Here is a 21,493-nt window from a genome sequence, read left to right as displayed (position 1 = left end):
CCCCGGGCCCGTCCTCAGATCAGGCCCGCGACCTGACCGAGGCGTTCGACGGTGCCCGCGAACAGGGCGTCGCGGGCGTCGACTGCGTTCTCGAACTGGCCGAACAGCTCGAAGGACAGGTGCCCGAACAGCCCGGTCCAGGCGGTGAGGGCAGCGAGCACGGCCCCGTCGGGCAGGTCCGGGAGACCCAGCGTGGCCCGGATGCGGACGGCGTCGCCGGCGAGTGCGGGATCCGGGTCGGGAGCCGCGGGGAGCGTGCCCGCGGCGTGCGCGGCGGTGAGCGCGCGGGCGAGCGGTTCCAGGACCCGGGCCGCGACGGGGACGGTGCCGGTCGGCGCACGGTAGCCCGGTACGGGGGAGCCGTAGATCAACGCGTACTCGTGCGGATGGGCCAGCGCCCAGCCGCGCAGGGCCTGCGCGATGCCCCGCCAGTGCTCCGCCGGGCCGGTGCCGGGGTCGGCCGCGGCGAGGGCGTCGGCGAGCCCGTCGTAGCTCTGCACGATCAGGGCGGTGAGCAGGTCGTCGCGGGTGGGGAAGTAGCGGTGCAGCGCCGAGGACACCATCCCGATCTCGCGGGACACCGCGCGCATGGACAGCGCGGCCGCGCCGGTCTCGGCCAGCTGCCGCCGGGCCGCCGCGGTGATCTCGGCGACGAGCTCGGCGCGGGCCCGCTCGCGGGCGGTGCGGGAGGCGTTCACCTGGCCACGGTAGAGCATCGGTCTGTTCCCCGAGCGCTGTGCTGATCCACGAGCGGTGATCTCGTTCTGTCGACGTCGTCCCGGTCGGTCTCCGCGACCGTCAGTCCGGCAGCGCCACCCCGACCAGCGCCGGCAGGGCGCTGCGACCGGACGCCGTGAGGCGCACGGACCGCCGGTCGCGGCCGCGCTCGACCCAGCCGCGGTCGAACAGGGTCCGGCACAGCACCGCGCCCGCCGTGCCCGCGAGGTGGTGGCGGCGCTCGGTCCAGTCCAGGCACGCCCGCACCACCGGGCGGCCGCGGCGGGCGAGCGCGTCCGGCCCGGCGAGCCCGGCGAACCACAGCCGGCCGGCGGGGGTGAGGGCGAGACCGTCCCCGGTCGCGAGCAGGTCGTCGGCGACGAGCCCGTCGAAGAGCGCGACACCCAGGGCGCCCGCAAGGTGGTCGTAGCAGGTCCGGGCGGAGGCGAGCCTGGCTGCGGCGCGCGAGGCCCGCAGCGTCGGGGCTGCGGGGCGGCGAGGGCGGCCGGGTCGATCGGGCCCCCCGAGCCGCGGACGCCGTCCGTGCCGGGACCGCCGGTCACCGCGGGCCCCGGTCCCCGCCGGGCCCCGGCACCCCGCCCGCCGCGACCCGGCTCTCCCGCGCCGTCCGCCCCCGGTAGCGGGACAGCGCCACCCCCGTCAGTGCGAGCACGCCGCCGAGCAGCGCCAGCGGCGGCGGCAGCTCCCCGAGTACCGGCCACGCCATGAGCACCACCAGCGTCGGGACGAGGTAGGTGGTGACGCCGAGCTGTCCCGCGTCGGTCCGCGACAGCGCGTACGCCCAGGTCCCGAACGCGAGCGCCGTCGGGACGAGCCCGAGGTAGACCATCCCGGCGATCTCCGGCCCGGACGCCGTGCCGAGACCGTCGGCCAGGTCGCCGGCCCACGGCAGCGTGACGACCGCTCCGACCACGCAGGCGACCTGGGTGACCTGCACCGCGGGCAGGCGCCGGAGCACGGGCTTCTGGGCGAGCACCCCGATCGTCCAGGTCGCGGCGGCCAGCAGGCACAGCAGCGCGCCCACCGGGCCCCCGGCACCGGCCGGGCCGTCGCCCGAGGTGGCGAACCCGATCAGCACGGCCCCCGCGAACCCGATCCCGGCGCCCGTCAGCAGCGGGCGCGGGAAGCCCTCCCGCAGCACGACGCCGGCGGAGAGCGCGATGAGGATCGGTCCGACGTTCACCAGCATCGCTGCGGTCCCGGCGTCGAGGCGTTCCTCGGCCGCGTTCAGCGCGACGTTGTACACGGCGAACCAGCTCACCCCGCACACCACCATCAGCAGCCACTCCCGCGCGGTCGGCCGCACCCAGGACCGCGATGCCAGCACGGCGAGCGTGAGCGCGGCCCCGCCGACCGCCAGTCGTCCGAGCGCGAGCGCACCGGCGCCGAACGCCGGCCCCACGGCCCGGATCGCCACGAACGCCGACGCCCACGCCAGCACGGTCACCCCGGCCGCCGCGGCGACCCGCATCCCTGTTCCCGTCACGGCGACGACGCTAGGCGCCGGACGTTTCGGCCTGCACCGAATTCAGCCCCGGTAGTACGGTGCCGTCGCCGCGAGGGTCGCCTCCCAGTCCGGCATCGGTGCCCCGGCCAGGACTGCGGCGAGCCGGTCGAGGTACCAGTGCCAGCCCGGGCCGGCGTCGGCCGGGGAGAACCCGTCGGGCAGCACCTGCTCGAACACGAGCACGGCGCCCCCGCCGTCCGGGGTGAGCGTCACCGACAGCTCCCACGGCTCGCCGTCACCCTCCCGGATGTCGACGACCAGCCGGTGCGGGGGCTCGCAGTCCCGGACGAGCACGGTGGACGGGGCGCCGCCGCCGTCCTCGTCGCTGGTCAGGACGAGCTCGACGGTGCCGCCGGGCCGCCCGTCGCCGCTCCACCGCCCGAACCACCGCGCGCAGCGGTCCGGGTCGGTGACCGCCGACCAGACGTCGGCGACGGGTTCGTCGTGGACGCGGCGGAACCGCAGCACGGCACGCCCGTCGGTGCCGCGGACCACCTCCCCGGCACGGCTTCCGGTATCGGTCACGGGTTCCTCCTCGATCCACGGGCCAGTTCGGTGTCGAGCGCGTCGAGCCGCTGCGTCCAGAAGCCGCGCAGCCCGGCCAGCCACTGCTCGGCCGCGGCAGGCCCGGACGGGTCGACCGCGTAGAGCCTCCGGGTCCCCTCCGCCCGGACGGTGGCGAACCCGTTGTCCCGCAGCACGCGCAGGTGTCGGGAGACGGCCGGCTGCGATATCCCGAACTCGGCGCGGACGACCTCGGTCACCCGCCCTGCCGTCCGCTCGCCCCCGGCAAGGAGTTCCAGGATGCGCCGCCGGACGGGGTCGCCCAGCACGTCGAACGCTTTCACAACTCCGAGTTTATATAACTCTGAACGGAAATAGTAGCCCGCTGGACGGATCGACGCCTCGCCGCTATGGTTCATTACATGACTAATGAACCACTGCACTACGGCACCGGGAGGTCGCCGTGATCGACGACGGACGCCCGCTGTTCGCGCAGATCGCGGAGGACATCGCGTCCGCCGTGGTGGACGGGACCTATCCGGAGGAGACCCAGGTGCCGTCCAGCAACGAGCTCGCCGCCTTCCACCGGATCAACCCGGCCACCGCGGCGAAGGGTCTCAACCAGCTGGTCACGCAGGGCGTGCTCTACAAGAGACGGGGGATCGGCATGTTCGTCGCCGAGGGGGCACGGTCCCGGCTGCTGGAGAGCCGCCGCGAGGACTTCGCCCGGCAGTACATCGCTCCGCTGGTCACCGAGGCCCGCAAGCTCGGCATCGACCCCGAGCAGCTCAAGAAGATGATCGACGTCTGGGGGGACGACCGATGAGCACCGACGTGATCGCCATGCACGGCGTCACGAAGCGCTACAGCGACGTGACCGCGCTCGACGACGTGACGTTCACGCTGGAGGAGAACCGCATCCACGGGCTGCTCGGCCGCAACGGCGCAGGCAAGACCACCGCGATGCAGATCCTCACCGCGCAGAACTTCGCGACCTCCGGGCGCGCCGAGATCTTCGGCGAGCAGCCCTACGAGAACGCCCGGGTGCTCGCCCGCACCTGCTTCATCCGCGAGTCGCTGAAGTACCCGGACGAGTACCGGGTCCACCACGCGCTCCGGGCCGCCGCGAGCGTGTACCCGCAGTGGGACCAGGCCTTCGCCGACCGGCTCGTCGGGGAGTTCGGGCTCCCGCTCACCCGGCTCTGCAAGAAGCTCTCGCGCGGCCAGCAGTCCGCGGTCGGGGTGATCATCGGACTGGCCTCGCGGGCCCCGCTGACCTTCTTCGACGAGCCCTACCTGGGCCTCGATGCCGTCGCCCGGCAGATGTTCTACGACCACCTGCTCGCCGACTTCGCCGAACACCCGCGCACCGTCGTGCTCTCGACGCACCTGATCGACGAGGTCTCCGACCTCATCGAGCACGTCGTCCTGATCGACCGGGGCCGCGTGCTCATCGACGAGGAGGCCGAGGCGCTGCGCGGCCGGGCCGTCACCGTCTCCGGGCCCGCCGAGTCGGTCGAGCGGTTCGCCCGCGGCCACACCGAGCTGCACCGGGAGCGCCTCGGCGGCTTCCTCCGCGTCACCCTCTCCGGGGTCGCGCCGACCCGCACCGGCCCCGCCGAGCCGAACCTGCAGTTCGAGCCGGTCTCGCTGCAGCAGCTCGTCGTCCGTACGACCCAGCACAGCGCGGCGCCGGGCACCGGCGTCGCCCAGGAGGTCCTGTCATGACCGCCGTCACCGCCGACCGCAGCCCGGTCGAGAGCACATCCGCCCGGGTGCGTGCCGCGATCCGGATGGGCACGGTCAACTGGGGCCGCCGGTTCGGGGTGGCGTGGCTGATCCTGGCCGTCGTCTTCGTGCTGCACCAGACCATCTGGTGGGTCGTGAGGAGCAACGGCGGAGATGTGGAGGCCGGGTACATCGGCGCGCTGACGTCGTTCTTCTTCATCCTCGGCAGCACCTATCTCGCGCTGATGACCCAGGTGATGCCGTTCGCGCTGAGCCTGGGCATCACGCGACGGCACTTCTACCTCGGCACCGTCCTGCTGGTGGCGGCGGAGACCCTGGTCAGCGCGGTCGGGCTCAGCGTGCTGCTGGCCGTCGAACGGGCCACCGACGGCTGGGGTCTGCGGGTCCAGTTCTTCGAGATGGGCTTCATGGGGCAGTCGAACCCGGTCACCCAGGTGCTCGTGTACTGGGTGCCGCTGCTGACGATCGGACTGGTGTTCGTGCTGCTCGGTGCGGTATTCCGGCGCTGGGGACAGCTCGGGGTCTGGGGCGCGGCCCTGGTGCCCGTGCTGGTGGTCGCCGCCGGGATCGTGCTCCTGACCTGGCAGAACGCCTGGGGGGCGTTCGGCCGGTTCTTCGTCGAGACGCCGACGTGGGCGCTGCTCGCCGGCTATCCGCTGATCCTCGCCGCGGTCGCGGCGGGGGCCGGGTACCTGGTGCTGCGCCGCGCGACTCCCTGACGGAGGACCCGGCGGGGCCCGGCACCCTCGTGGGGGGTGGTGCCGGGCCCTCAGCCGGCCAGCACGAGATCGGCCCGTTCCGGTGCGCCACCGGAACGGGCCAGCTCCTGTTCGGCGCGCCGCCAGCCGTCGCGGTACGGGGCGTAGCCCGGCCAGTCCGCCCGCCCGCGCAGCCGCCGCTCCCGCTCGTCCGCCGACGCCTCCACCCAGATCGCCAGCGAGGTCACCGGCGCCAGCTTGGCCGCGCCGCTCCCGCACCCCTCCAGCACGACGACGGCCGCCGGCTCCAGCGTGCGTTCCGGTCCCGGCCGGTCGCGCACCCAGTCCCACGACGTCCAGCGCAGCGTCGTACCGGCCGCCAGCGGGTCACCGATCCCGCGCCGGGCCAGCGCCGGGACCCGGGGCAGCCCGTCCCAGCCGGGGCACAGGTCCTCGATCTCGAGCAGCGGGGCCCCGAGCCGGTCGGCGAGCTCGCGGGCCCGCGTGGACTTCCCGGCCCCGGAGAACCCGTCCACGGTGACCAGCCGGTTCCCGGCGGGCCCGGCGGGGGCGGCGTGCACGAGCCGGGCGACCGTGTCGGTCCAGCCCCGGTCCGCGACCGCCCTCACGGCCGGACGACCACCTTGACCTGCGACGCGTCGGGGGACAGGGCGTCGCCGACGTGGTCGAGGTCGACGTGCCCGGTCACCAGCCGGCCCAGGTCCACCGCGCCCGACGCGGCCATGCGCACCGCCGTCGGCCAGGTGTTGGCGTACCGGAAGGTGCCGGTCAGGGTGATCTCGCGCGACTGCAGCATCGACACCGGCAGCGTCATCTCGTCAGCACCCATCCCGACCAGCACCGCGGCGCCTCCCGGCCGGACCGCGGGCAGCCCGCCCAGCACCGCGGCCGGCACCCCGGAGCAGTCGACGAAGGCGTCCACACCGGACACGTCGGCACCCGGCGCGACGACGTCGGTCGCGCCGAAGTCGCGGGCCAGCGCGGCGCGCGCCGGGTCCGGGTCGCTGACGACGACCTCGGCGGCGCCCTGCACCGCCGCCACCTGCGCGACGAGCAGCCCGATCGGCCCCGCCCCGGCGACGAGCACCCGCGACCCGACCCCGGTGCCCGCCCTGTGGTTCGCCCACAGCGCGACCGACAGCGGTTCGAGCAGCGCGGCGACGTCGTCGGAGACGTGCTCGGGGACGGGGTGGGCGAAGTCGTCGGCGATCGTCACGTACTCGGCGAACGCGCCGTCGACCGGCGGGGTCGCGAAGAACACCATGTCCGGGCACAGGTTGTAGGCGCCGGTGTGGCAGTACCGGCAGCGACGGCAGGGCACACCCGGCTCCAGCGAGACGCGCTCGCCGATCCGCCGCGCGTCGACGCCCTCCCCGACACCCACGATCAGCCCGGACGGCTCGTGCCCGAGCACCATCGGCTCGCGCAGCACGAAGTCGCCGATCCGGCCGTGCCGGAAGTAGTGCACGTCGGAGCCGCAGGTGCCGACCGCCGCCACCCGCACCAGCACCTCCCGCGGACCGGGCCGGGGGACCGGTCGCCGCTGCACCTCCAGCTCACCGGCGGCACGCAGCACGCTGCACCGCATCGACTCCGGCACCTCGGCGATCGTCGTCACGGGCACGACGGTGGCACGCACGGGCGGGCCGGGCAACGCGGTGCGCCGACCGCGCCGGACGTACCGGTGCGCGCACGGTCGATCATTCCGGCGGACGTCGTCCGCCCCCGGGAGGTCCGCCGGTGGTGTACTGCTCCGCGACGAGAGGGAGGACCGGCCGCCCCGCGGGTGGCCGGCGACGAGAAGGACGCCCATGGGCTCGGCCATCGAACGACCGGCGGTCACCGGCTTCCACCACGTGGCGGCGGCCGTGACCGACGTGGAGTCCAGTGCACTCTGGTACCAGCGCGTCCTCGGGCTGCAACGGCTGCCGATGACCTTCCCGCACCACGACGCCGCCGACGGCTCGTCGGAGACGGCGGCGCTGCTCCTCGACGTCGTGACCGGAGTGATGATCGAGCTGCACGCCCCGGCCGACGGCGACGGCGGCGGCCCCCGCGGCGCGCTCGACCACCTGGCGTTCGGCGTCGCCGACCGCGCGACCCTCGACGCCTGGGCCGCCTGGCTGGACAGCCTCACCGTGCCGCACGGCGGCGTCGTCGACCGGACCGACCCGACCGGCTACGCGACGCTGGAGTTCCGCGACCCGGACGGCATCGCGCTGGAGTTCATCCACTTCCCCGGCCGCGGTTAGGAGCTGCCCCGGCGGGGGTCCACACAGACCAGGCCCCACGGCCGGTCGTCGACCCGGGTCATCACCACGGTGGCGTGCCGCGACCCGCGGCCGCGCAGCTTCCGGGCGATCGCCTCGACGTCACCGGCCAGGCCGCGGCGCCGCACGTCGACCGCGCCGACGTCGAGCTCGCGCAGCAGCCGGGGCAGCCGCTTCTGGTCCCACGGACGGGAGTCGAGCACCCGCAGCGGCCGCGCGAACGGCGTGGCCGGGGGCTCGTCGTCGCCTGTGAGAAAGGCGATCCGCGGGTCGATCCGGGCGGTGCCGGTGGCCCGGGCCAGCGCGGAGACCAGTCCGGCCCGGGTGACGGCCGGGTTCGGGTCGAGCAGCCAGACGCCCGGTTCGCCGACCGCGATCCCGGTGTCCCCGTCCGGCGGGTCCGGCTCGCCCTGCAGTTCGTGCACGCCGTCGTCGTCGACGACGGTGGCGCGCGTGCGGGCGCGGGCCAGCGCGGGGGACCAGGCGCAGGCCTCCTTCAGCTCGCGTCCGAGCGCGAGGAACTCGATCTCCCAGTCCGGCGGGACGGTGTCGTGGTCGATCCCCGGTGCCGCCTTGATCCCGACCGCGCCGGCTCGCCGCTCCAGCTCCAGGCACCAGCCCAACGGCGGCTCGGACTCGCCGGTCCGCATCCGGCCACCGCCGGTGCGCCGGGCCGGGTCGACGAACACGCCGTCGGTGCCGGACAGGTCGGCGTCACGCACGTCGCGCCGCACCGTCCGGGCCGAGCCGCCGTGCACGGCCGCGTTGCGGTCGGCCATCCACAGGTGCACCGGATCCAGGTCGACGCCGGTGACCTCGTGGCCCGCCGCGACCAGCGAGACCAGGTCGCCGCCGATCCCGCAGCACAGGTCGACGACCGCGCGCCCGGCGAATCGGGCGGCCCGGTGTCGCGCGATCACCTCCGACGACGCCTGCTCCAGCCCGTCGCGCGTGAACCACATCCGCGCGGCCCGTGCGAACTTGCGGGCGGCCCGGTCCCGCAGCCCGGCCTGGGCCATCGCGTCGGCGACCAGCCCGGCGTCGTGCTCACGGCGCAGCGCGGTCCCCAGCCGGAGCGCGGCGTCACCGTCCCGGTCGGCGACGGCGAGCCGCTCCAGCAGCGCCGTCCCCTCCGGCCCGGCGAGCCGCTCCAGCCGGGCGATCGGATCGTCGTCCACGACGACAGTGTCCACGGCGCCGTCCCCGGCACCGTCGTGTGCCCGCACCGGCGTCGGCCGCCGCGGACCGGCGGGCGTACGGTCGTCGGCCGGGACAGCGGAGCGGAGGGCCACGTGGTCGAGCACGACGGCCGCGACCCCGCCGTACCCGGCGCACCGGTGCCCGCGCCCCCCACGGTGCGGGGTGCGACGGCGCTGCCCCGCGAGATCGGCGTGCTGGTCGGGTCGGCGTTCGCGATCGCCATCGGGTTCGGGCTGGTCGCGCCGGTGCTGCCGGCGTTCGCGCGCTCGTTCGACGTCGGGGTGACCGCGGCCGCCGCCGTGATCAGCGTGTTCGCTTTCTCCCGGCTGGTGTTCGCCCCGCTGTCCGGCACGGTCGTCGGCCGGTTCGGCGAGCTGCGGGTGTTCGTCGCCGGGCTCGCCGTCGTCGCCGTGACGACGGCCGGTCTGGCCTTCGCGACGGCGTACTGGCAGCTGATCGCGCTGCGCCTGGTCGCGGGCGTCGGATCGACGATGTTCACGATCTCGGCGGTGTCGCTGCTCGTGCGGCTGTCCCCGCCGCACCTGCGGGGCCGCGCGACGAGCCTGTGGGCGACCGGGTTCCTGCTCGGCAACATCGCCGGGCCGCTGCTCGGCGGCACCCTCGCCGCGATCGACGTACGCGCCCCGTTCCTGATCTACGCGGCGCTGCTGGTGCTGGTGATCGTCGTGGGCGGGCCGCTGCTGCGCCGGCCGGAGGGCCCGGTCGACGAGGCGCCCCCGCCGCGCACCCGGTTCCGCGACGCCGTGCGCCACTGTGCCTACCGGGCGTCGCTGGTGGGGAACTTCGCGAACGGCTGGGCGGTGTTCGGCGTCCGCATCGCGCTGGTCCCGCTGGTGGTGGTCGAGGCGCTGGGGCGCGAGGACGCGTTCGGCGGCATCGCGTTGTCGGTGTTCGCGGCCGGGAACGCGGCGACCCTGCTGCTGGCCGGACGTCTCGCCGACCGCTCCGGTCGCAGGCCCCCGCTGATCGCCGGCCTCGCGGTGTCGGGCGCGTCGACGGCCGTCCTCGGCTGGGTGCTCGACCCCTGGGCGTTCCTGGCGCTCTCGCTCGTCGCGGGGCTCGGCAGCGGACTGGTGAACCCGCCGCTCAACGCGGCCGTCGCCGACGTCATCGGGGAGCGCGCCCGCGGCGGCTCGGTGCTGGCGGGCTTCCAGATGGCGGCCGATCTCGGTGCCATCGCCGGGCCGCTCGTGGCCGGTGCGCTCGCCGAGGTCTGGGGGTACGGGCCGGCGTTCGCCGTGACCGGGGTGCTGTCACTGGTCGCGGCGCTCGTCTGGTGGCGGGCGCCGGAGACCCTCCCGTCCCGGTCCTGACCTGGGGCGCCGCCCGCCGGGGTGACACGAGGGCCGGTCGCTCCGTCCCGCTGGTCCCGATCGTCACCCGGATCCCACCCGTTATGGCGGGCCGCCGGTTCGGGTGACCTCCTCCGGGGTGACCTCACCCCACCGACGGGTGGCGGGTGTGGCTGGTGTGCACAGGGTGCTTCTAGCGTCGTGGATATCGGACAAGCCGGACACGGATGGGGACGGGAACGAAGCCATGAGGCGCGGACTGGCACGACGTACGGTGATGAGCGCGGCGGCGGTGGTGACGGTGAGTGCTGTCATGTTCACCGGAGGGGTCCTGGCTCTCACCGACGGTGCGGCCGTGTCCGCGGCCGCGGCACCCACGGTCCCCGGCGCCGTCGCGCAGGCCGCGGCCCCGGAGGCACCGAGCGTGCTCGCCGGGCCGGCGACCACTCCGTCGGGCGCCGCGGCGTTCCCGACCGACTCCGCTCTGCGGTCGTCGTCGGAGGCCGCCGGGGGCTCCGGTGCCGCGACGGCTGCCCGATCCGCGGAGACGGGGACGGACGCCGTCCGCGGGGCCGAGGGCTCCGGTGACGCCGGACCGGCCCGCCCGGCCGCGACCGGGTCGTCCGGTTCCGCGGGCCCGGTCTCGCCGTCCGCGCCGGAGTCCGCCGACGCAGCGAAGCCTGCTGACCCAGCGAAGCCTGCCGACCCAGCGAAGCCTGCGGACGCCGCGAAGCCTGCGGACGCCGCGAAGCCTGCCGATGCGGCGAAGCCTGCCGACGCGCCCGCCGACGTGCCGTCCGGCCCCGCGGACGGACCCACGACACCGGTCGCCCCCGCCGAGAAGCCCGCCGGCCCCGCAGCCGACCCGGCGCCGCCCGTGGACGAGCCCAGCGGTCCCGCGGCCGGACCGGCCGCTCCCGTGGAGAAGCCCGCCGATCCCGCAGGAGGCCCCGCCGCTCCCGCGGGCGAGCCCGCCGCTCCCGCGGAGACACCGGGTGGGCCGGCCGAGAAGCCGGCGGATACTGGGGAGACGCCGGCCGACCCGGCGCCCGCACCCGCCGACGCCGGGACGGAGCCCGCCGGCACGGGGACGGAGCCCGCCGCCCCCGAGAAGCCCACCGACCCGGAGGAGAAACCCGTCGACCCCGCGGACGAGCCCGCCGAGACGCCGACCGACCCCGCGGCCACGCCCGCCGACCCCTCGGCCCGACCGGCCGACCAGAGTGCGCCCCGACCCGGCGCCACCAGCGCTGCCGAACGCTACGGCTGGGGCGCGCCGCTGCCGGCGTCGGACGAGTTCGGCTACACCGGACCGCCCGACCCGGCGAAGTGGAACCAGGCGGGCGAGTGCTGGCCCGGTCACGCGGGCAACGGCGGCCGCTGTGCCAGCCGGTCCACGGTGAAGGACGGCAAGCTGATCCAGACCGGGCTGCGGAACGGCGACTCGGCGTGGATCTCGTCGAAGTTCAACCAGCGATACGGCCGCTGGGAGGCCCGCGTCCGCTCCGAGGCCACCGGCCCGGACAACGGCAGGCAGTACCACCCGCTGCTGATCATCTGGCCGCAGTCGGACCGCTGGCCCCAGGACGGCGAGTACGACTTCCTCGAGAACGGCGCGCCCGGCGAGCAGTGCGCCGAGGCGTTCATCCACTACCCGCACGGCCGCGGCGCGGTCCAGCAGGAGTACGCCAAGGAGAAGAACTGCGGTGCACCGCTGAGCGAGTGGCACAACGTCGCCGTCGAGTGGACGCCCGACCACGTGAAGGGCTTCATCGACGGCAAGGAGTGGTTCTCCTTCTCCGGCGGTGCCCGGCCCGGCCGCAAGAACATCCAGGACATGCCCAGCGGGCACCTGACGATCCAGCTCGACAACTTCTTCGGCGGCAACATGCAGCCGGCGACGTACGAGGTGGACTGGGTCCGGATCTACTCCCTCGACGGGAAGTGACCGGCTAACACCGGACCGTTGCGGGGCGATGAGTGGACGTGCCGCTTCTCACACGCAGGACCGCGGGGTGGCTGCTCGCGGGCGTCGTGGCCCTGGAGGTCGCGATCCCCGCGGTCGGCCTGGCCACCACCGAGCCGCCGCGCCGCTACTCCTGGAGCATGTTCGTCGCGTCGTCGACGGAGTACGCCTACACCGGACGGACCGCCGACGGCGCGTCCCGCGCCCTCGACACCGGGGGCCTGCCGTGGCCGCAGCGGACCGTCCACTACGGAGCCACGGTCCCGGGGCTGCTGTGCGCGGCGGCCCCGGACCTCGTCTCGGTGTCGCGGACCCGGGACGGCGCCCCGGAGTGGGAGCAGTCGTGCTGAGGCTCCCCGACACGCTCCCCGCCCGCCCGCTGGCCGGGTACCGGATCCTGGTCGGGCTCGTCGCCGGGCTGAAGGCCGTCGAGCTCGGCGCGAGCCCGCTGCTCGGGACCCGGGCCGGGCCGCTGTTCGGGGTCGGCCCGACGCTGCCCGCCCCGGTCTGGCTCGCGCTCGGCGCGGTGATGGGGCTGGCGGCGCTGGCCGTCGTCGTGGGGTGGAACGCGCGGGCGGCGGCCCTGCTGGTCGGGCTGTGCACCGCCGGCTTCGTCTGGGGTGCGGGCTACTACTCCAACCACACCTACCTGCTGTTCACCGCGGCGGTGCTGCTGTCGTTCTCCGACTGCGACGCGGCCTGGTCACTCCGGTCCCGGCGCGGACACGGCGCCGACCGGGTGTGGGCGGCGCCGGTGCTGGTGCTGCGGGCGCAGATCACGATCGTCTACTTCTACGCCGCGATCTCGAAGATCCGTCCGGACTTCCTGTCCGGCAACGGTCTGGCGTCCTGGACGTGGGACTCGGTGCTGGTCCCGGCGGCGATGCTGACGCCGGTGTTCCTGGTGCCGATGGCGTTCGGCGCGGTACTCACCGAGCTGTTCGTCGCGTTCGGGCTGTGGTCGCCGCGGCTGCGGCCGGTCGCCGTCGTCGCCGGGACCGGGCTGCACCTCGGCATGATCGCGATGCTCTCCGACGGGCTGCACGCCGCGATCGAGCTGGGGCTGTTCGCCACCCTCACCTGCGGTGGCTACCTGCTGTTCGCGGACCGCGTCCCGGTCGTCGGCGGGCTCCCCGGCGCGGTGGTGGTGCCCCGGCAGCGCCGGTCGGAACCGGCGCTGCCGAGCACGGTCACCCGGCGCTGACGCCCATCGCCTCGGCCAGCCGCAGGTGCGGCGCGGCCTCGTCGTGGCGCGAACGGCGCTGCAGGGTGCGCCCGAGGAGCAGGTGGGCGTACCCGTCGGCCGGCTCGCGGCGCACCAGCTCGCGGAGCTCGGTCTCGGCCCGGCCGAGCTGCGCGGAGTGGTAGTACGCGCGGGCCAGCAGCAGCCGGACCGCGGCGGCCCCGGGCTGCTCGGCGACGAGCTCGGCGAGCACCGTCGCGGCCCCCGCGGGGTCGCCGGAGTCGAACAGGTACCCGGCGTGCTCCCACCGATCGGCAGGTCCTGCTTCCGTCCCGGTCATCCAGGACAGCGCGTCGATCCTCATCGGTGCGGCCTCCTTCCGGCCCGTTCGGTTGATACGTCAACCACAACCGCGGCGCCGGGTGTTCTGTTCCCGGCTCAGGCCAGGGCGGCGCGGACCAGCTCGGGCATCCCGGTCGCCGGGCGGCCGAGCAGCGTCGCGAGGTCCTCCGACGGCTCGGCGAACATTCCCGACGAGACGAACTCGCCGATGAAGGCGGGGGCCGGGGCCTGGTCGAGCGGTACCCGGCGGTGCGACACCGGCCGGCCGGACTCCGCGGCGATCGTCGCGGCCAGCTCGTCGTAGGTCCACAGCGGTCCGCGCAGCTCGTAGGCGCGCCCGGCGTGCTCCTGCGGCCCGCCGGCCACGACGACGGCGGCGGCCCGCGCGAGGTCCGCGATCGTGGCGGTGTTGAGCGCCCGGCCGCCGTCCGCGGCGACCGTCTCCCCGGCCTCCAGCGCGGTGGCGACCACGCCCGGGTTGACGAACATGTCCGAGTAGAAGGTGTTGCGCAGCGGCGTCACCGGCAGTCCGGAGCCGCGCAGCAGTTCCTCGGTGAGGGTGTGGTCGGCGAGGAACGCGGGCGCGCCGGGCCGGTCCGCGCCGATCGCGCTGGTGTAGACGACATGGCCGACGCCCGCGTCGGCCGCGGCGCGGACCACGTTGCCGTGCTGGCGCTCGCGCACCCCGGGGGTCACGTCGGAGCCGGACACGAACAGCAGCCCGTCGGCGCCGGCGAACGCCGCCGTCAGCGAGGCCGGGTCCTCGTAGTCGCCGACGTGCACCCGGACCCCGGCCGCGGCCAGGTCGGCCACCTTCTCCGCGGACCGGGCGAGGACGCCCACCTGCTCCGCCGGCACGGTCTCCAGCAGCGCCCGCACGGCCGCGCCGCCCAGCTTCCCGCTCGCCCCGGTCACGATGATCATCGCTGTCTCCTCATCTCGTCGTGGACGGTGCCGACACTGCCGGATAGGCTTACGTCCGGTAAGTACGTACCTCCTGGTAAGTAGGTGGGTGAACGGTGAGCACGCAGGTGGAGCGGCCCACGGGCCTGTTCTCGGGTGACGCGTTCGACAGCAGCTGCCCGTCGCGGTCGGTCCTCGACCACGTGACGTCGAAGTGGGCGGTCCTCGTGCTCGTGGTCCTGTCCCGCGAGGACCACCGGTTCTCCGCGCTCCGCCGCGCCGTCGGCGGGATCAGCGAGAAGATGCTGGCCCAGACCCTGCGCACCCTGGAGGGCGACGGCTTCGTGCACCGCGAGGTCGTCGCGACCACCCCGCCGCAGGTCAGCTACGGCCTCACCGGGCTCGGCCACGGCGTGACCGGCCACCTCACCGGTCTCGTCGGCTGGATCGAGGACCGGATCCCCGAGGTGCTGGCGGCGCGCGGGCGGGCCTAGGTCCCGGTGGTCAGTGCCCGCCGCCCAGGTGCCCGGCGAGCCGCTCGTGGCGGTCGCGGCTGTCGTCGTTCATCCCGGTGACGACGAGCGTGCGGCCGGACCGCGCGTAGCGGCGCCGCAGGTCGTCGAGGACAGCGACGGTCGAGGCGTCCCACACGTGCGCGCCGGACAGGTCGACGGTCACCTCGTCGGGGTCGCCCTCGGGGGCGAACGCGGTGCTCAGCTCGCTGCTGGAGGCGAAGAACAGCTGGCCGGTGACGCGGTAGACGACCGCCCCGCCGTCGTCGACGGTGCGGTCCACCCCGACCAGCCGTGACACCCGGTTCGCGAACAGCACCGAGGCGACGAGCACGCCGGCGCCCACGCCGAAGGCGAGGTTGTCGGTGCCGACGGTGACCACGACGGTCGTCAGCATCACCGCCGTCTCGCTGCGCGGCATCCGGCGCAGTGTCGCCGGACGGATGCAGTGCCAGTCGAACGTCCCGACCGACACCATGACCATCACCGCGACCAGGGCGGCCATCGGGATCAGCGCGACGACGTCGCCGAGTGCGACCACGAGGACCAGCAGGAACACCCCCGCCAGGAACGTGGACAGCCGCGTCCTGGCCCCGGACGCCTTCACGTTGATCATCGTCTGGCCGATCATCGCGCAGCCGCCCATGCCGCCGGTGAAACCGGTGACGATGTTCGCGACCCCCTGGCCCCACGACTCGCGGGTCTTGTCCGAGCCGGTTTGCGTGATGTCGTCGACCAGGCGCGCGGTCATCAGCGACTCGATCAGCCCGACCAGCGCGACGCCGAGCGCGTACGGCGCGACGATCCGCAGCGTCTCCCACGTCAGCGGCACCGCGGGGAGGTGCGGGAGCGGCACCGTGTCCGGCAGCGCGCCCTGGTCGCCGACGGTCGGCACGGCGACCGCGACCGTCACCGTGACCACGGTCAGCCCGACGATGGCGACCAGCGGTGCCGGGACGACGCGGGTCAGCCGCGGCAGCCCGACGATGACCGCCAGGCCGACGGCGACCAGTGGGTAGACCGCCCAGGGCACGCCGACCAGCTGGGGCACCTGTGAGGTGAAGATCAGGATCGCGAGTGCGTTGACGAAGCCCACCATCACGCTGCGTGGCAGGAAGCGCATCAGTCGCGCGACGCCCGCGGCGGCCAGCGCGATCTGCAGCACCCCGCCGAGCACGACCGCGGCGAACAGGTACTCGACGCCGTACTCCCGCGACAGCGGGGCCACGACCAGCGCGATCGCGCCGGTGGCGGCCGAGATCATCGCCGGTCGCCCGCCGCAGACCGCGATGACCACGGCCATGGTGAACGAGGCGTACAGGCCGACCCGGGGGTCCACCCCGGCGATGATCGAGAACGCGATGGCCTCGGGAATCAGGGCGAGCGCGACGACGAGTCCGGCGAGCACCTCGGTGCGCACCAGGCGGGGTGTCCAGCGCGCACGCAGCGTGGCGAGGTCGGGCAGGGCGGAGCGGGGCACGATACGACGGTCGCTTTCACGTCGGGGGAGGGGCGGGGCCGCGGGCCACGACGGCGGGAGCGCGCGAACAGCCCGACCGTACTCTCACGTGAGGGGAGGGTCTGCGGTGCGGGGCCCGGAACTCGTCCGGGGTGGCGCGCCCCACACTCCGTTGTCCCACAGGCCGATCTCAGCGTCGTCACAGCGACGGTGAGCACGATGGGGTCCATGGCGATGACTCCCGACGTACCGACCTGGGTGGGTGAGCTCGACCGGCTCGCCCCGGCCCGCGACCTCGAGGTCGACCGGCGGTTCGCCGCCGCACGGCTGCTGGTCACCGTCGGTGGCACCCCGCAGGGTCAGGTCACCGTGCCGCTGCGCGCCGGGCGCGCGACCGCCGCGGAGCTCTCGCTCGCCGTCGCCGCACTGCCCGCGGCCGGCACCGTCGCCGTCGCGCCGTCCGCGGCCGACCCGGTCACCGTGGTCGTCGCGACCCGCAACCGGCCCGAGTCGCTGGCCCGCTGCCTGCGCGCGGTCCTCGCCTCCGACCACCCGGCGCTGTCGGTCGTCGTCGTCGACAACGACCCGGACGACGAGCGGACCGAGCTGGCCGTGCGGGCCGCGGGTTCCGATCGCGTCCGCTACGTCCGCGAGCCGCGGCGCGGTGCGTCCATCGGGCGCAACCGGGGTCTGGCCGAGGCCCGCACCGAGATCGTCGCCTTCACCGACGACGACACCGAGGTCGACCCCGCCTGGGCCTCGCGCATCGCCGGCGCCTTCGCCGCGGACCCCGAGCTCGCCTGCGTCTCCGGCCCGGTACTGGCCGCCCGCCTGGGCAGCCCCGAGGAGCGCGCCGCCGACGTCGCCCTGGCCTGGAACAAGGGCTTCACCCCGCGCCGGTTCACCCTCGCCGAGCCCCCCGCGGACTCCCCGATCTTCCCGTTCGCACCCGGCCTGTTCGGCATCGGCGCCAACCTCGCCGTGCGGTCCGGGGCCGCCCGCGCCGTCGGCGGCTTCGACGAGGCCATGGGCCCGGGCACCCCCACCCACGGCGGCGAGGACTGCGAGTTCCTGGTCCGCATGATCCTGGCCGGCAACGTCCTCGGCTACGCCCCGGGCGCCTACCTCTGGCACCACCACCGCCCCGACCGGGCCGCGCTGAACACCCAGCTCGAGGGCTACGCGATCGGGTTGGGCAGCTTCCTGGCGAAGGTGGCGCTGTCGCCGCAGGGCCGGTCGGTCGCGCTGCGCCGGCTGCCGGCGGCGGTCGCCCGGCTGCGCCACATCTCCGACCGCGAGGCAGGCGCCGGCGACGCGATGCCCGACAGCGGGCTGCTGGAGCGCGGCGGCCGGATCGCCCGCGGCGGCTGGGCCTACCTGCAGCGGTCCCGCGAGGTGCGGCGCAACGGTGGCGCGGTCCCGCCGATGCTGCTGCCCGCGCGCTCGGCGCTCGTCCCGGCGCACATCCGCCGCGCCGCCGAGGCCGCGCGGGTCCGTACCGGGGCCGGCGCCCACGTCGGCCCGACGGCCGTCCCGGCTCCGCGTCCCGACCGGCAGGCCGAGGCCGAGGCCGGCGACGACCGCGGGGCCGCGGAGCTCGCCCGGAACTCCGCGGCCTGAGCCGCTACAGCCCGTAGGACTTCCCGATGATGTCGCGCTGGATCTCGCTGGTCCCGCCGTACACCGTCGAGACGACGCTCTGGCGGAGCAGCCGCTCCATGCCGTACTCGGTGGCGTAGCCGTAGCCGCCGAGCATCTGCATCCCCTCCAGGGACAGGTGCTTGGCGAGTTCGGTGGCCTTGAGCTTGGCCATCGACGCCTCGCGCGGGAACAGCGCACCTGCGGGGGCCTCGTCGATCACCCGTGCGGTGTCGTGCACCAGCAGTCGCGTGGCCGCCAGCTCGGTGGCGTTGTCGGCGATGCGGTGGCGCATCGCCTGGAAGCTCCCGACGGGGCGGCCGAACTGCTTGCGCTCCGTGACATAGGCGACGGTGTCGTCGAAGGCGCGCCGCGCCAGTCCGAGCATGAGTCCGGCCAGGATCATCCGCTCCAGGTTCAGCCCGGCCATGAGCTGGCGCCAGCCCTGGCCCTCGACGCCGACGACGGCGTCGGCGGGCAGCTCGCACCCGTCGAAGTAGAGGTCGTTGACCTCCTTGCCGCCCATCGTCTCGATGCCGTGGATCGACAGGCCTGCCGCGTCGGCGGGCACGACGAACATGGTCAGGCCGTCGTGCTTGCCGCCCTCGGTGGAGGTCCGGGCGACCAGCAGGATGTGCGACGCGATGTGCGCGTTCGAGCACCAGGTCTTCTGGCCGTCGATCCGCCAGCCGGTCTCCGTCTTCGTGGCCTTGCACTTCAGTCCGCCGACGTCGGACCCGGCCTCCGGCTCGGACATCGAGATCGACAGCACGTCGCCGCGGCACATCCCGCCCAGCAGCTCCTGCTTCTGGGCCTCGGTGCCGAACTTCTCGATCGCCGCGGCGGTGATGGTGGTCGTGCCGAACCCGGCGATCGGGGCCTGGCCGTACGCGGACTCCTCCAGGAAGACCAGCAGGTCACGCATGCCCTGGCCGGCGCCGCCGTACTCCTCGGGGGTGGCGATGCCGAGCCAGCCGAGGTCGGCCATCTTGCGGTAGATCTCGTCGGAGTGGGCGTGCCGCCCGCCGCCGGTCAGCTCGTCGCGGCGCTCCTTGCTGCCGATCTCGCGACGGCAGAAGTCGCCGATCGCCTTCGCCAGGTCGGTCTGGTCCTCGGTCAGGGTGACGGGCATCAGGGGTCTCCTCGGTCGTCGGACCACATTCCGGTGCGGTCCAGGTGGGTGAGCAGCAGGTCGCGGCCGTCGAGCACGTGGCGACGCATCGCCGCCCGCGCGGCGCCGGGATCGGCGGCGCCGAGCGCGTCGAGCAGGACGAGGTGGGCGTCGACCGCGCCGGCCCGCCACTCGGGCGAGCCGGTGTAGAAGTGCGCCGGCAGGTAGTGCGACGAGCGCCCCACCAGCCAGGCGAGCTTGCGCGAGCCGGCCAGCCGGTTGACCTCGGCGTGCAGCCGGTGCTCGGCGGACACGAGCGGGTCCAGCTCGGCCGGGTCGTGGGTCTCCGGGGTGCGCTCGCACAGTGCGGCGATCCGGTCGGCGAGCTCCCGCAGCGGTGCGAGGTCGGCGGGGGACAGTCGCTGCGCCGCGCGCGCGGCCAGCGTCCCGGTCAGGTCGGCCTGCACCTCGAACAGGTCCGCGACGTCGTCGCGGGTCAGCTCGGCGACGACGAACCCGCGCCGCGGCACCGCGTGGACCATGTCCTCCGCGCGCAGCGACTGCAGGGCCTCACGGACCGGGGTGTGGCTGACGCCCAGGTCCGCGGCGATCCGGTCCATCCGCAGGAAGGTGCCCGGGCGCAGCTCACCGGAGAGGATGCGGTCCCGCAGGACGAGCGCGATGCGGTCGGGCAGCTGCGGGGCGCGGCCCGGCGGGAGCTCACGCACGAAGTCGGCCGTGGACACGGCGACTATCATATACGATTCTGCCGAACCTGCGTCGCGACGACCGAGGGAGAAGAACGTGCCGGGTCAGAGCCCTGCCGAGGATTTCCGCCTGACCGACATCCTCGCCGATCCCGACCGCGCCGACCTCGTCGCGCTGTCGTTCGACGGCGCGACGACCACCTACGGCGAGCTCGAACAGCGCGCCGGGCGCACCGCGGCGGCCCTGCGCGACCTCGGCCTCGGGGCCGGGGACCGCGTCGTGTGGATCGGGAGGAACCGGCCGGAGTTCCTGGAGCTGCTCTTCGCCGCGCCGCGGATCGGCGCGGTGTCGGTCCCGCTCAACACCCGGCTCACCGAGGCCGACCTGCTGGCGCTCGTCGCCGACGCCCGGGCCGGTCTCGTCGTGCTGGGGCCGGACTTCGCGGGGCTGCGCGGTGCGCTCGACGGGCGCCGGGTCGTCGTGGTGGGAGAGGACCACGCGGACTGGCGTGACGCGGCCGCGGACGTGCTGCCGCCGTCGTCGCCTGCCGGATCCACCCCGGACGACACCGTGCTGCAGCTCTACACCTCCGGCACCACGGGGCTGCCCAAGGGCGTGCTGCTCGCGCACCGGCAGTTCTCGGCGCTGCTGCTGGCCGCCGGGCACTGGTCGATCGACCCCACCTCGACCGCGCTGGTCGCGATGCCGCTGTTCCACATCGGCGGCGTCGGCTACGCGCTGGTCTGCCTGGCCGCCGGGGCGCGGTGCGTGCTCGTCGCCGACATCGTCCCCGGGCCGCTGCTCGACACGATGTCCGACGAGCGCGTCACGAACGCCTTCCTCGTGCCGGCCGTGCTGCAGATGCTCTCCGCGGTGCCCGGTGCCGCCGACCGCGACTGGTCCGCGCTGCGGTCGATCGCCTACGGCGCCTCGCCGATCACCGTCGGCGCGCTGCGGGCGGTCGTCGAGACCTTCCGCGCGCCGCTGTTCCAGGTCTACGGCGCGACCGAGACCACCGGTGCGATCACCCAGCTCGACCCGGGCGACCACGATCCGGACGGCCCCCGGGCGCACCTCATGCGCTCGGCCGGGCGGGCGTACCCGTGGGTGCGGCTGACGATCGTGGACCCGGCGACCGGCCGGGAGCTGCCGGCCGGCGAGGTGGGGGAGGTCCGGATCCACTCCGACCAGGTCACGGCCGGCTACTGGAACCGGCCCGAGGACACCGCGGCGGCGCTCGGCGACGACGCCACGCTGCGCACCGGCGACGGCGGCTACCTCGACGCCGAGGGCTACCTGTTCCTCACCGACCGGATCAAGGACATGATCGTGACCGGGGCGGAGAACGTGTATCCGATCGAGGTGGAGAGCGTGCTGTCCGAGCACCCGGACGTCGCGGACGTCGCGGTGATCGGGGTGCCCGACGAGCGCTGGGGCGAGGCGGTGAAGGCCGTCGTCGTGCCGCGGCCGGGGACGACGATCGATCCGGATGCCCTCGTCGAGTGGGTCCGGCCGCGGATCGCGGGCTTCAAGCGGCCCCGCTCGGTCGACGTCGTGGAGGCGCTCCCGCGCAACCCGAGCGGCAAGATCCTCAAGCGCGAGCTGCGTGAGACCTACCGCAGGGCCTTCACCTGACCGCAATCGTCGGTTAGCCTCGCCTCAGTACCGGTG

The 21,493-nt window shown here is 74.7% G+C and carries 24 protein-coding genes; 11 read left to right on the top strand and 13 right to left on the bottom strand.

Annotated features, from left to right (window positions below; all coding sequences use genetic code 11):
* Nucleotides 1–14: 14 nt before the first annotated feature.
* The 5 genes from DMP15_RS27170 to DMP15_RS27150 form a co-directional block, all read right to left on the bottom strand.
* Complete coding sequence (locus DMP15_RS27170; RefSeq protein ID WP_312888584.1) at nt 15–698, bottom strand: TetR/AcrR family transcriptional regulator; 684 nt, start codon at nt 696–698, stop codon at nt 15–17.
* A 100-nt stretch (nt 699–798) separates the two neighbouring features.
* The gene (locus tag DMP15_RS27165) at nt 799–987 is read right to left on the bottom strand and encodes a hypothetical protein (protein WP_073577837.1); all 189 of its coding nucleotides are present in this window, start codon (nt 985–987) and stop codon (nt 799–801) included.
* A 289-nt stretch (nt 988–1,276) separates the two neighbouring features.
* Nucleotides 1,277–2,224 (bottom strand): DMT family transporter, encoded by a 948-nt coding sequence (locus DMP15_RS27160; protein WP_304580203.1) that lies wholly within the window; start codon nt 2,222–2,224, stop codon nt 1,277–1,279.
* A gap of 42 nt (nt 2,225–2,266) precedes the next feature.
* Complete coding sequence (locus DMP15_RS27155; RefSeq protein WP_083659028.1) at nt 2,267–2,770, bottom strand: SRPBCC family protein; 504 nt, start codon at nt 2,768–2,770, stop codon at nt 2,267–2,269.
* Entirely contained in the window at nt 2,767–3,093 is a 327-nt protein-coding gene (locus DMP15_RS27150; RefSeq protein ID WP_073577835.1) for an ArsR/SmtB family transcription factor, read from the bottom strand. The genes DMP15_RS27155 and DMP15_RS27150 overlap by 4 nt, the downstream gene beginning before the upstream one ends.
* 122 nt (nt 3,094–3,215) lie before the next feature.
* On the opposite strand from DMP15_RS27150, the gene DMP15_RS27145 reads away from it, so the two are divergent.
* Genes DMP15_RS27145 through DMP15_RS27135 form a run of 3 tightly spaced genes read left to right on the top strand, consistent with a single transcriptional unit; the run spans nt 3,216 to nt 5,217 of the window.
* Nucleotides 3,216–3,575, top strand: coding sequence for a GntR family transcriptional regulator (locus tag DMP15_RS27145; RefSeq protein WP_062404114.1), 360 nt, complete (start codon nt 3,216–3,218; stop codon nt 3,573–3,575).
* Entirely contained in the window at nt 3,572–4,477 is a 906-nt protein-coding gene (locus DMP15_RS27140; RefSeq protein ID WP_073577834.1) for an ABC transporter ATP-binding protein, read from the top strand. Before DMP15_RS27145 ends, DMP15_RS27140 begins: the two co-directional genes overlap by 4 nt.
* Nucleotides 4,474–5,217 (top strand): hypothetical protein, encoded by a 744-nt coding sequence (locus DMP15_RS27135; RefSeq protein WP_073577833.1) that lies wholly within the window; start codon nt 4,474–4,476, stop codon nt 5,215–5,217. Before DMP15_RS27140 ends, DMP15_RS27135 begins: the two co-directional genes overlap by 4 nt.
* Nucleotides 5,218–5,267: 50 nt before the next feature.
* On the opposite strand, the gene DMP15_RS27130 is transcribed toward DMP15_RS27135, so the two are convergent.
* Together DMP15_RS27130 and DMP15_RS27125 are read right to left on the bottom strand one after the other, a co-directional pair.
* Nucleotides 5,268–5,825, bottom strand: a complete 558-nt coding sequence (locus DMP15_RS27130) for a hypothetical protein (protein ID WP_337826644.1) — start codon at nt 5,823–5,825, stop codon at nt 5,268–5,270.
* Nucleotides 5,822–6,835: an NAD(P)-dependent alcohol dehydrogenase gene (locus DMP15_RS27125; protein WP_304580202.1), complete on the bottom strand. Its 1,014-nt coding sequence runs from the start codon at nt 6,833–6,835 to the stop codon at nt 5,822–5,824. Before DMP15_RS27125 ends, DMP15_RS27130 begins: the two co-directional genes overlap by 4 nt.
* 193 nt (nt 6,836–7,028) lie before the next feature.
* Between DMP15_RS27125 and DMP15_RS27120 the strand changes: the two genes are divergently transcribed.
* The gene (locus tag DMP15_RS27120) at nt 7,029–7,469 is read left to right on the top strand and encodes a VOC family protein (RefSeq protein WP_337826643.1); all 441 of its coding nucleotides are present in this window, start codon (nt 7,029–7,031) and stop codon (nt 7,467–7,469) included.
* Here the strand turns inward: DMP15_RS27120 and DMP15_RS27115 are convergent.
* Entirely contained in the window at nt 7,466–8,665 is a 1,200-nt protein-coding gene (locus DMP15_RS27115; protein ID WP_253068962.1) for a class I SAM-dependent methyltransferase, read from the bottom strand. The two genes, DMP15_RS27120 and DMP15_RS27115, sit on opposite strands and share 4 nt — an antisense overlap.
* Nucleotides 8,666–8,779: 114 nt before the next feature.
* Between DMP15_RS27115 and DMP15_RS27110 the strand changes: the two genes are divergently transcribed.
* From DMP15_RS27110 to DMP15_RS27095, 4 genes are all read left to right on the top strand, one after another.
* The gene (locus DMP15_RS27110; protein ID WP_337826642.1) at nt 8,780–10,021 is read left to right on the top strand and encodes an MFS transporter; all 1,242 of its coding nucleotides are present in this window, start codon (nt 8,780–8,782) and stop codon (nt 10,019–10,021) included.
* Between the two features lie 280 nt (nt 10,022–10,301).
* Nucleotides 10,302–11,948, top strand: coding sequence for a family 16 glycosylhydrolase (locus DMP15_RS27105; protein ID WP_337826641.1), 1,647 nt, complete (start codon nt 10,302–10,304; stop codon nt 11,946–11,948).
* 38 nt (nt 11,949–11,986) lie between these two features.
* Complete coding sequence (locus DMP15_RS27100) at nt 11,987–12,316, top strand: hypothetical protein (protein WP_157818447.1); 330 nt, start codon at nt 11,987–11,989, stop codon at nt 12,314–12,316.
* Nucleotides 12,310–13,170 carry an HTTM domain-containing protein gene (locus DMP15_RS27095; protein ID WP_337826640.1) on the top strand — a complete coding sequence of 287 codons (861 nt, stop codon included), beginning with the start codon at nt 12,310–12,312 and terminating at the stop codon, nt 13,168–13,170. Before DMP15_RS27100 ends, DMP15_RS27095 begins: the two co-directional genes overlap by 7 nt.
* Here the strand turns inward: DMP15_RS27095 and DMP15_RS27090 are convergent.
* Nucleotides 13,157–13,513, bottom strand: a complete 357-nt coding sequence (locus DMP15_RS27090) for a tetratricopeptide repeat protein (protein WP_237453800.1) — start codon at nt 13,511–13,513, stop codon at nt 13,157–13,159. The two genes, DMP15_RS27095 and DMP15_RS27090, sit on opposite strands and share 14 nt — an antisense overlap.
* 74 nt (nt 13,514–13,587) lie before the next feature.
* On the bottom strand, nt 13,588–14,415 hold the full coding sequence (locus tag DMP15_RS27085; protein WP_073577828.1) for an NmrA family NAD(P)-binding protein: 828 nt from the start codon (nt 14,413–14,415) through the stop codon (nt 13,588–13,590).
* Between the two features lie 95 nt (nt 14,416–14,510).
* Here DMP15_RS27085 and DMP15_RS27080 point away from each other — a divergent pair, with 95 nt between their 5' ends.
* Nucleotides 14,511–14,888, top strand: coding sequence for a winged helix-turn-helix transcriptional regulator (locus DMP15_RS27080; protein ID WP_337826639.1), 378 nt, complete (start codon nt 14,511–14,513; stop codon nt 14,886–14,888).
* A 10-nt stretch (nt 14,889–14,898) separates the two neighbouring features.
* On the opposite strand, the gene DMP15_RS27075 is transcribed toward DMP15_RS27080, so the two are convergent.
* Nucleotides 14,899–16,386 (bottom strand): SulP family inorganic anion transporter, encoded by a 1,488-nt coding sequence (locus tag DMP15_RS27075; protein WP_174565914.1) that lies wholly within the window; start codon nt 16,384–16,386, stop codon nt 14,899–14,901.
* Between the two features lie 207 nt (nt 16,387–16,593).
* Between DMP15_RS27075 and DMP15_RS27070 the strand changes: the two genes are divergently transcribed.
* Nucleotides 16,594–17,985: a glycosyltransferase gene (locus tag DMP15_RS27070; protein WP_337826638.1), complete on the top strand. Its 1,392-nt coding sequence runs from the start codon at nt 16,594–16,596 to the stop codon at nt 17,983–17,985.
* A gap of 4 nt (nt 17,986–17,989) precedes the next feature.
* On the opposite strand, the gene DMP15_RS27065 is transcribed toward DMP15_RS27070, so the two are convergent.
* Both DMP15_RS27065 and DMP15_RS27060 read right to left on the bottom strand, forming a co-directional pair.
* Nucleotides 17,990–19,135, bottom strand: a complete 1,146-nt coding sequence (locus DMP15_RS27065) for an acyl-CoA dehydrogenase family protein (RefSeq protein WP_073577486.1) — start codon at nt 19,133–19,135, stop codon at nt 17,990–17,992.
* Nucleotides 19,135–19,860 carry a GntR family transcriptional regulator gene (locus DMP15_RS27060; RefSeq protein WP_161152060.1) on the bottom strand — a complete coding sequence of 242 codons (726 nt, stop codon included), beginning with the start codon at nt 19,858–19,860 and terminating at the stop codon, nt 19,135–19,137. The genes DMP15_RS27065 and DMP15_RS27060 overlap by 1 nt, the downstream gene beginning before the upstream one ends.
* A 58-nt stretch (nt 19,861–19,918) precedes the next feature.
* Here DMP15_RS27060 and DMP15_RS27055 point away from each other — a divergent pair, with 58 nt between their 5' ends.
* The gene (locus DMP15_RS27055) at nt 19,919–21,457 is read left to right on the top strand and encodes a long-chain-fatty-acid--CoA ligase (RefSeq protein ID WP_073577488.1); all 1,539 of its coding nucleotides are present in this window, start codon (nt 19,919–19,921) and stop codon (nt 21,455–21,457) included.
* The last annotated feature ends 36 nt before the right edge of the window (nt 21,458–21,493 follow it).

This window comes from Pseudonocardia sp. UM4_GMWB1 (assembly GCF_017312155.1).
Classification (GTDB): Bacteria; Actinomycetota; Actinomycetes; order Mycobacteriales; family Pseudonocardiaceae; genus Pseudonocardia; species Pseudonocardia alni.
Note: the sequence above shows the minus strand (reverse complement) of the source record. Positions and strands in the feature narration are given on the sequence as shown.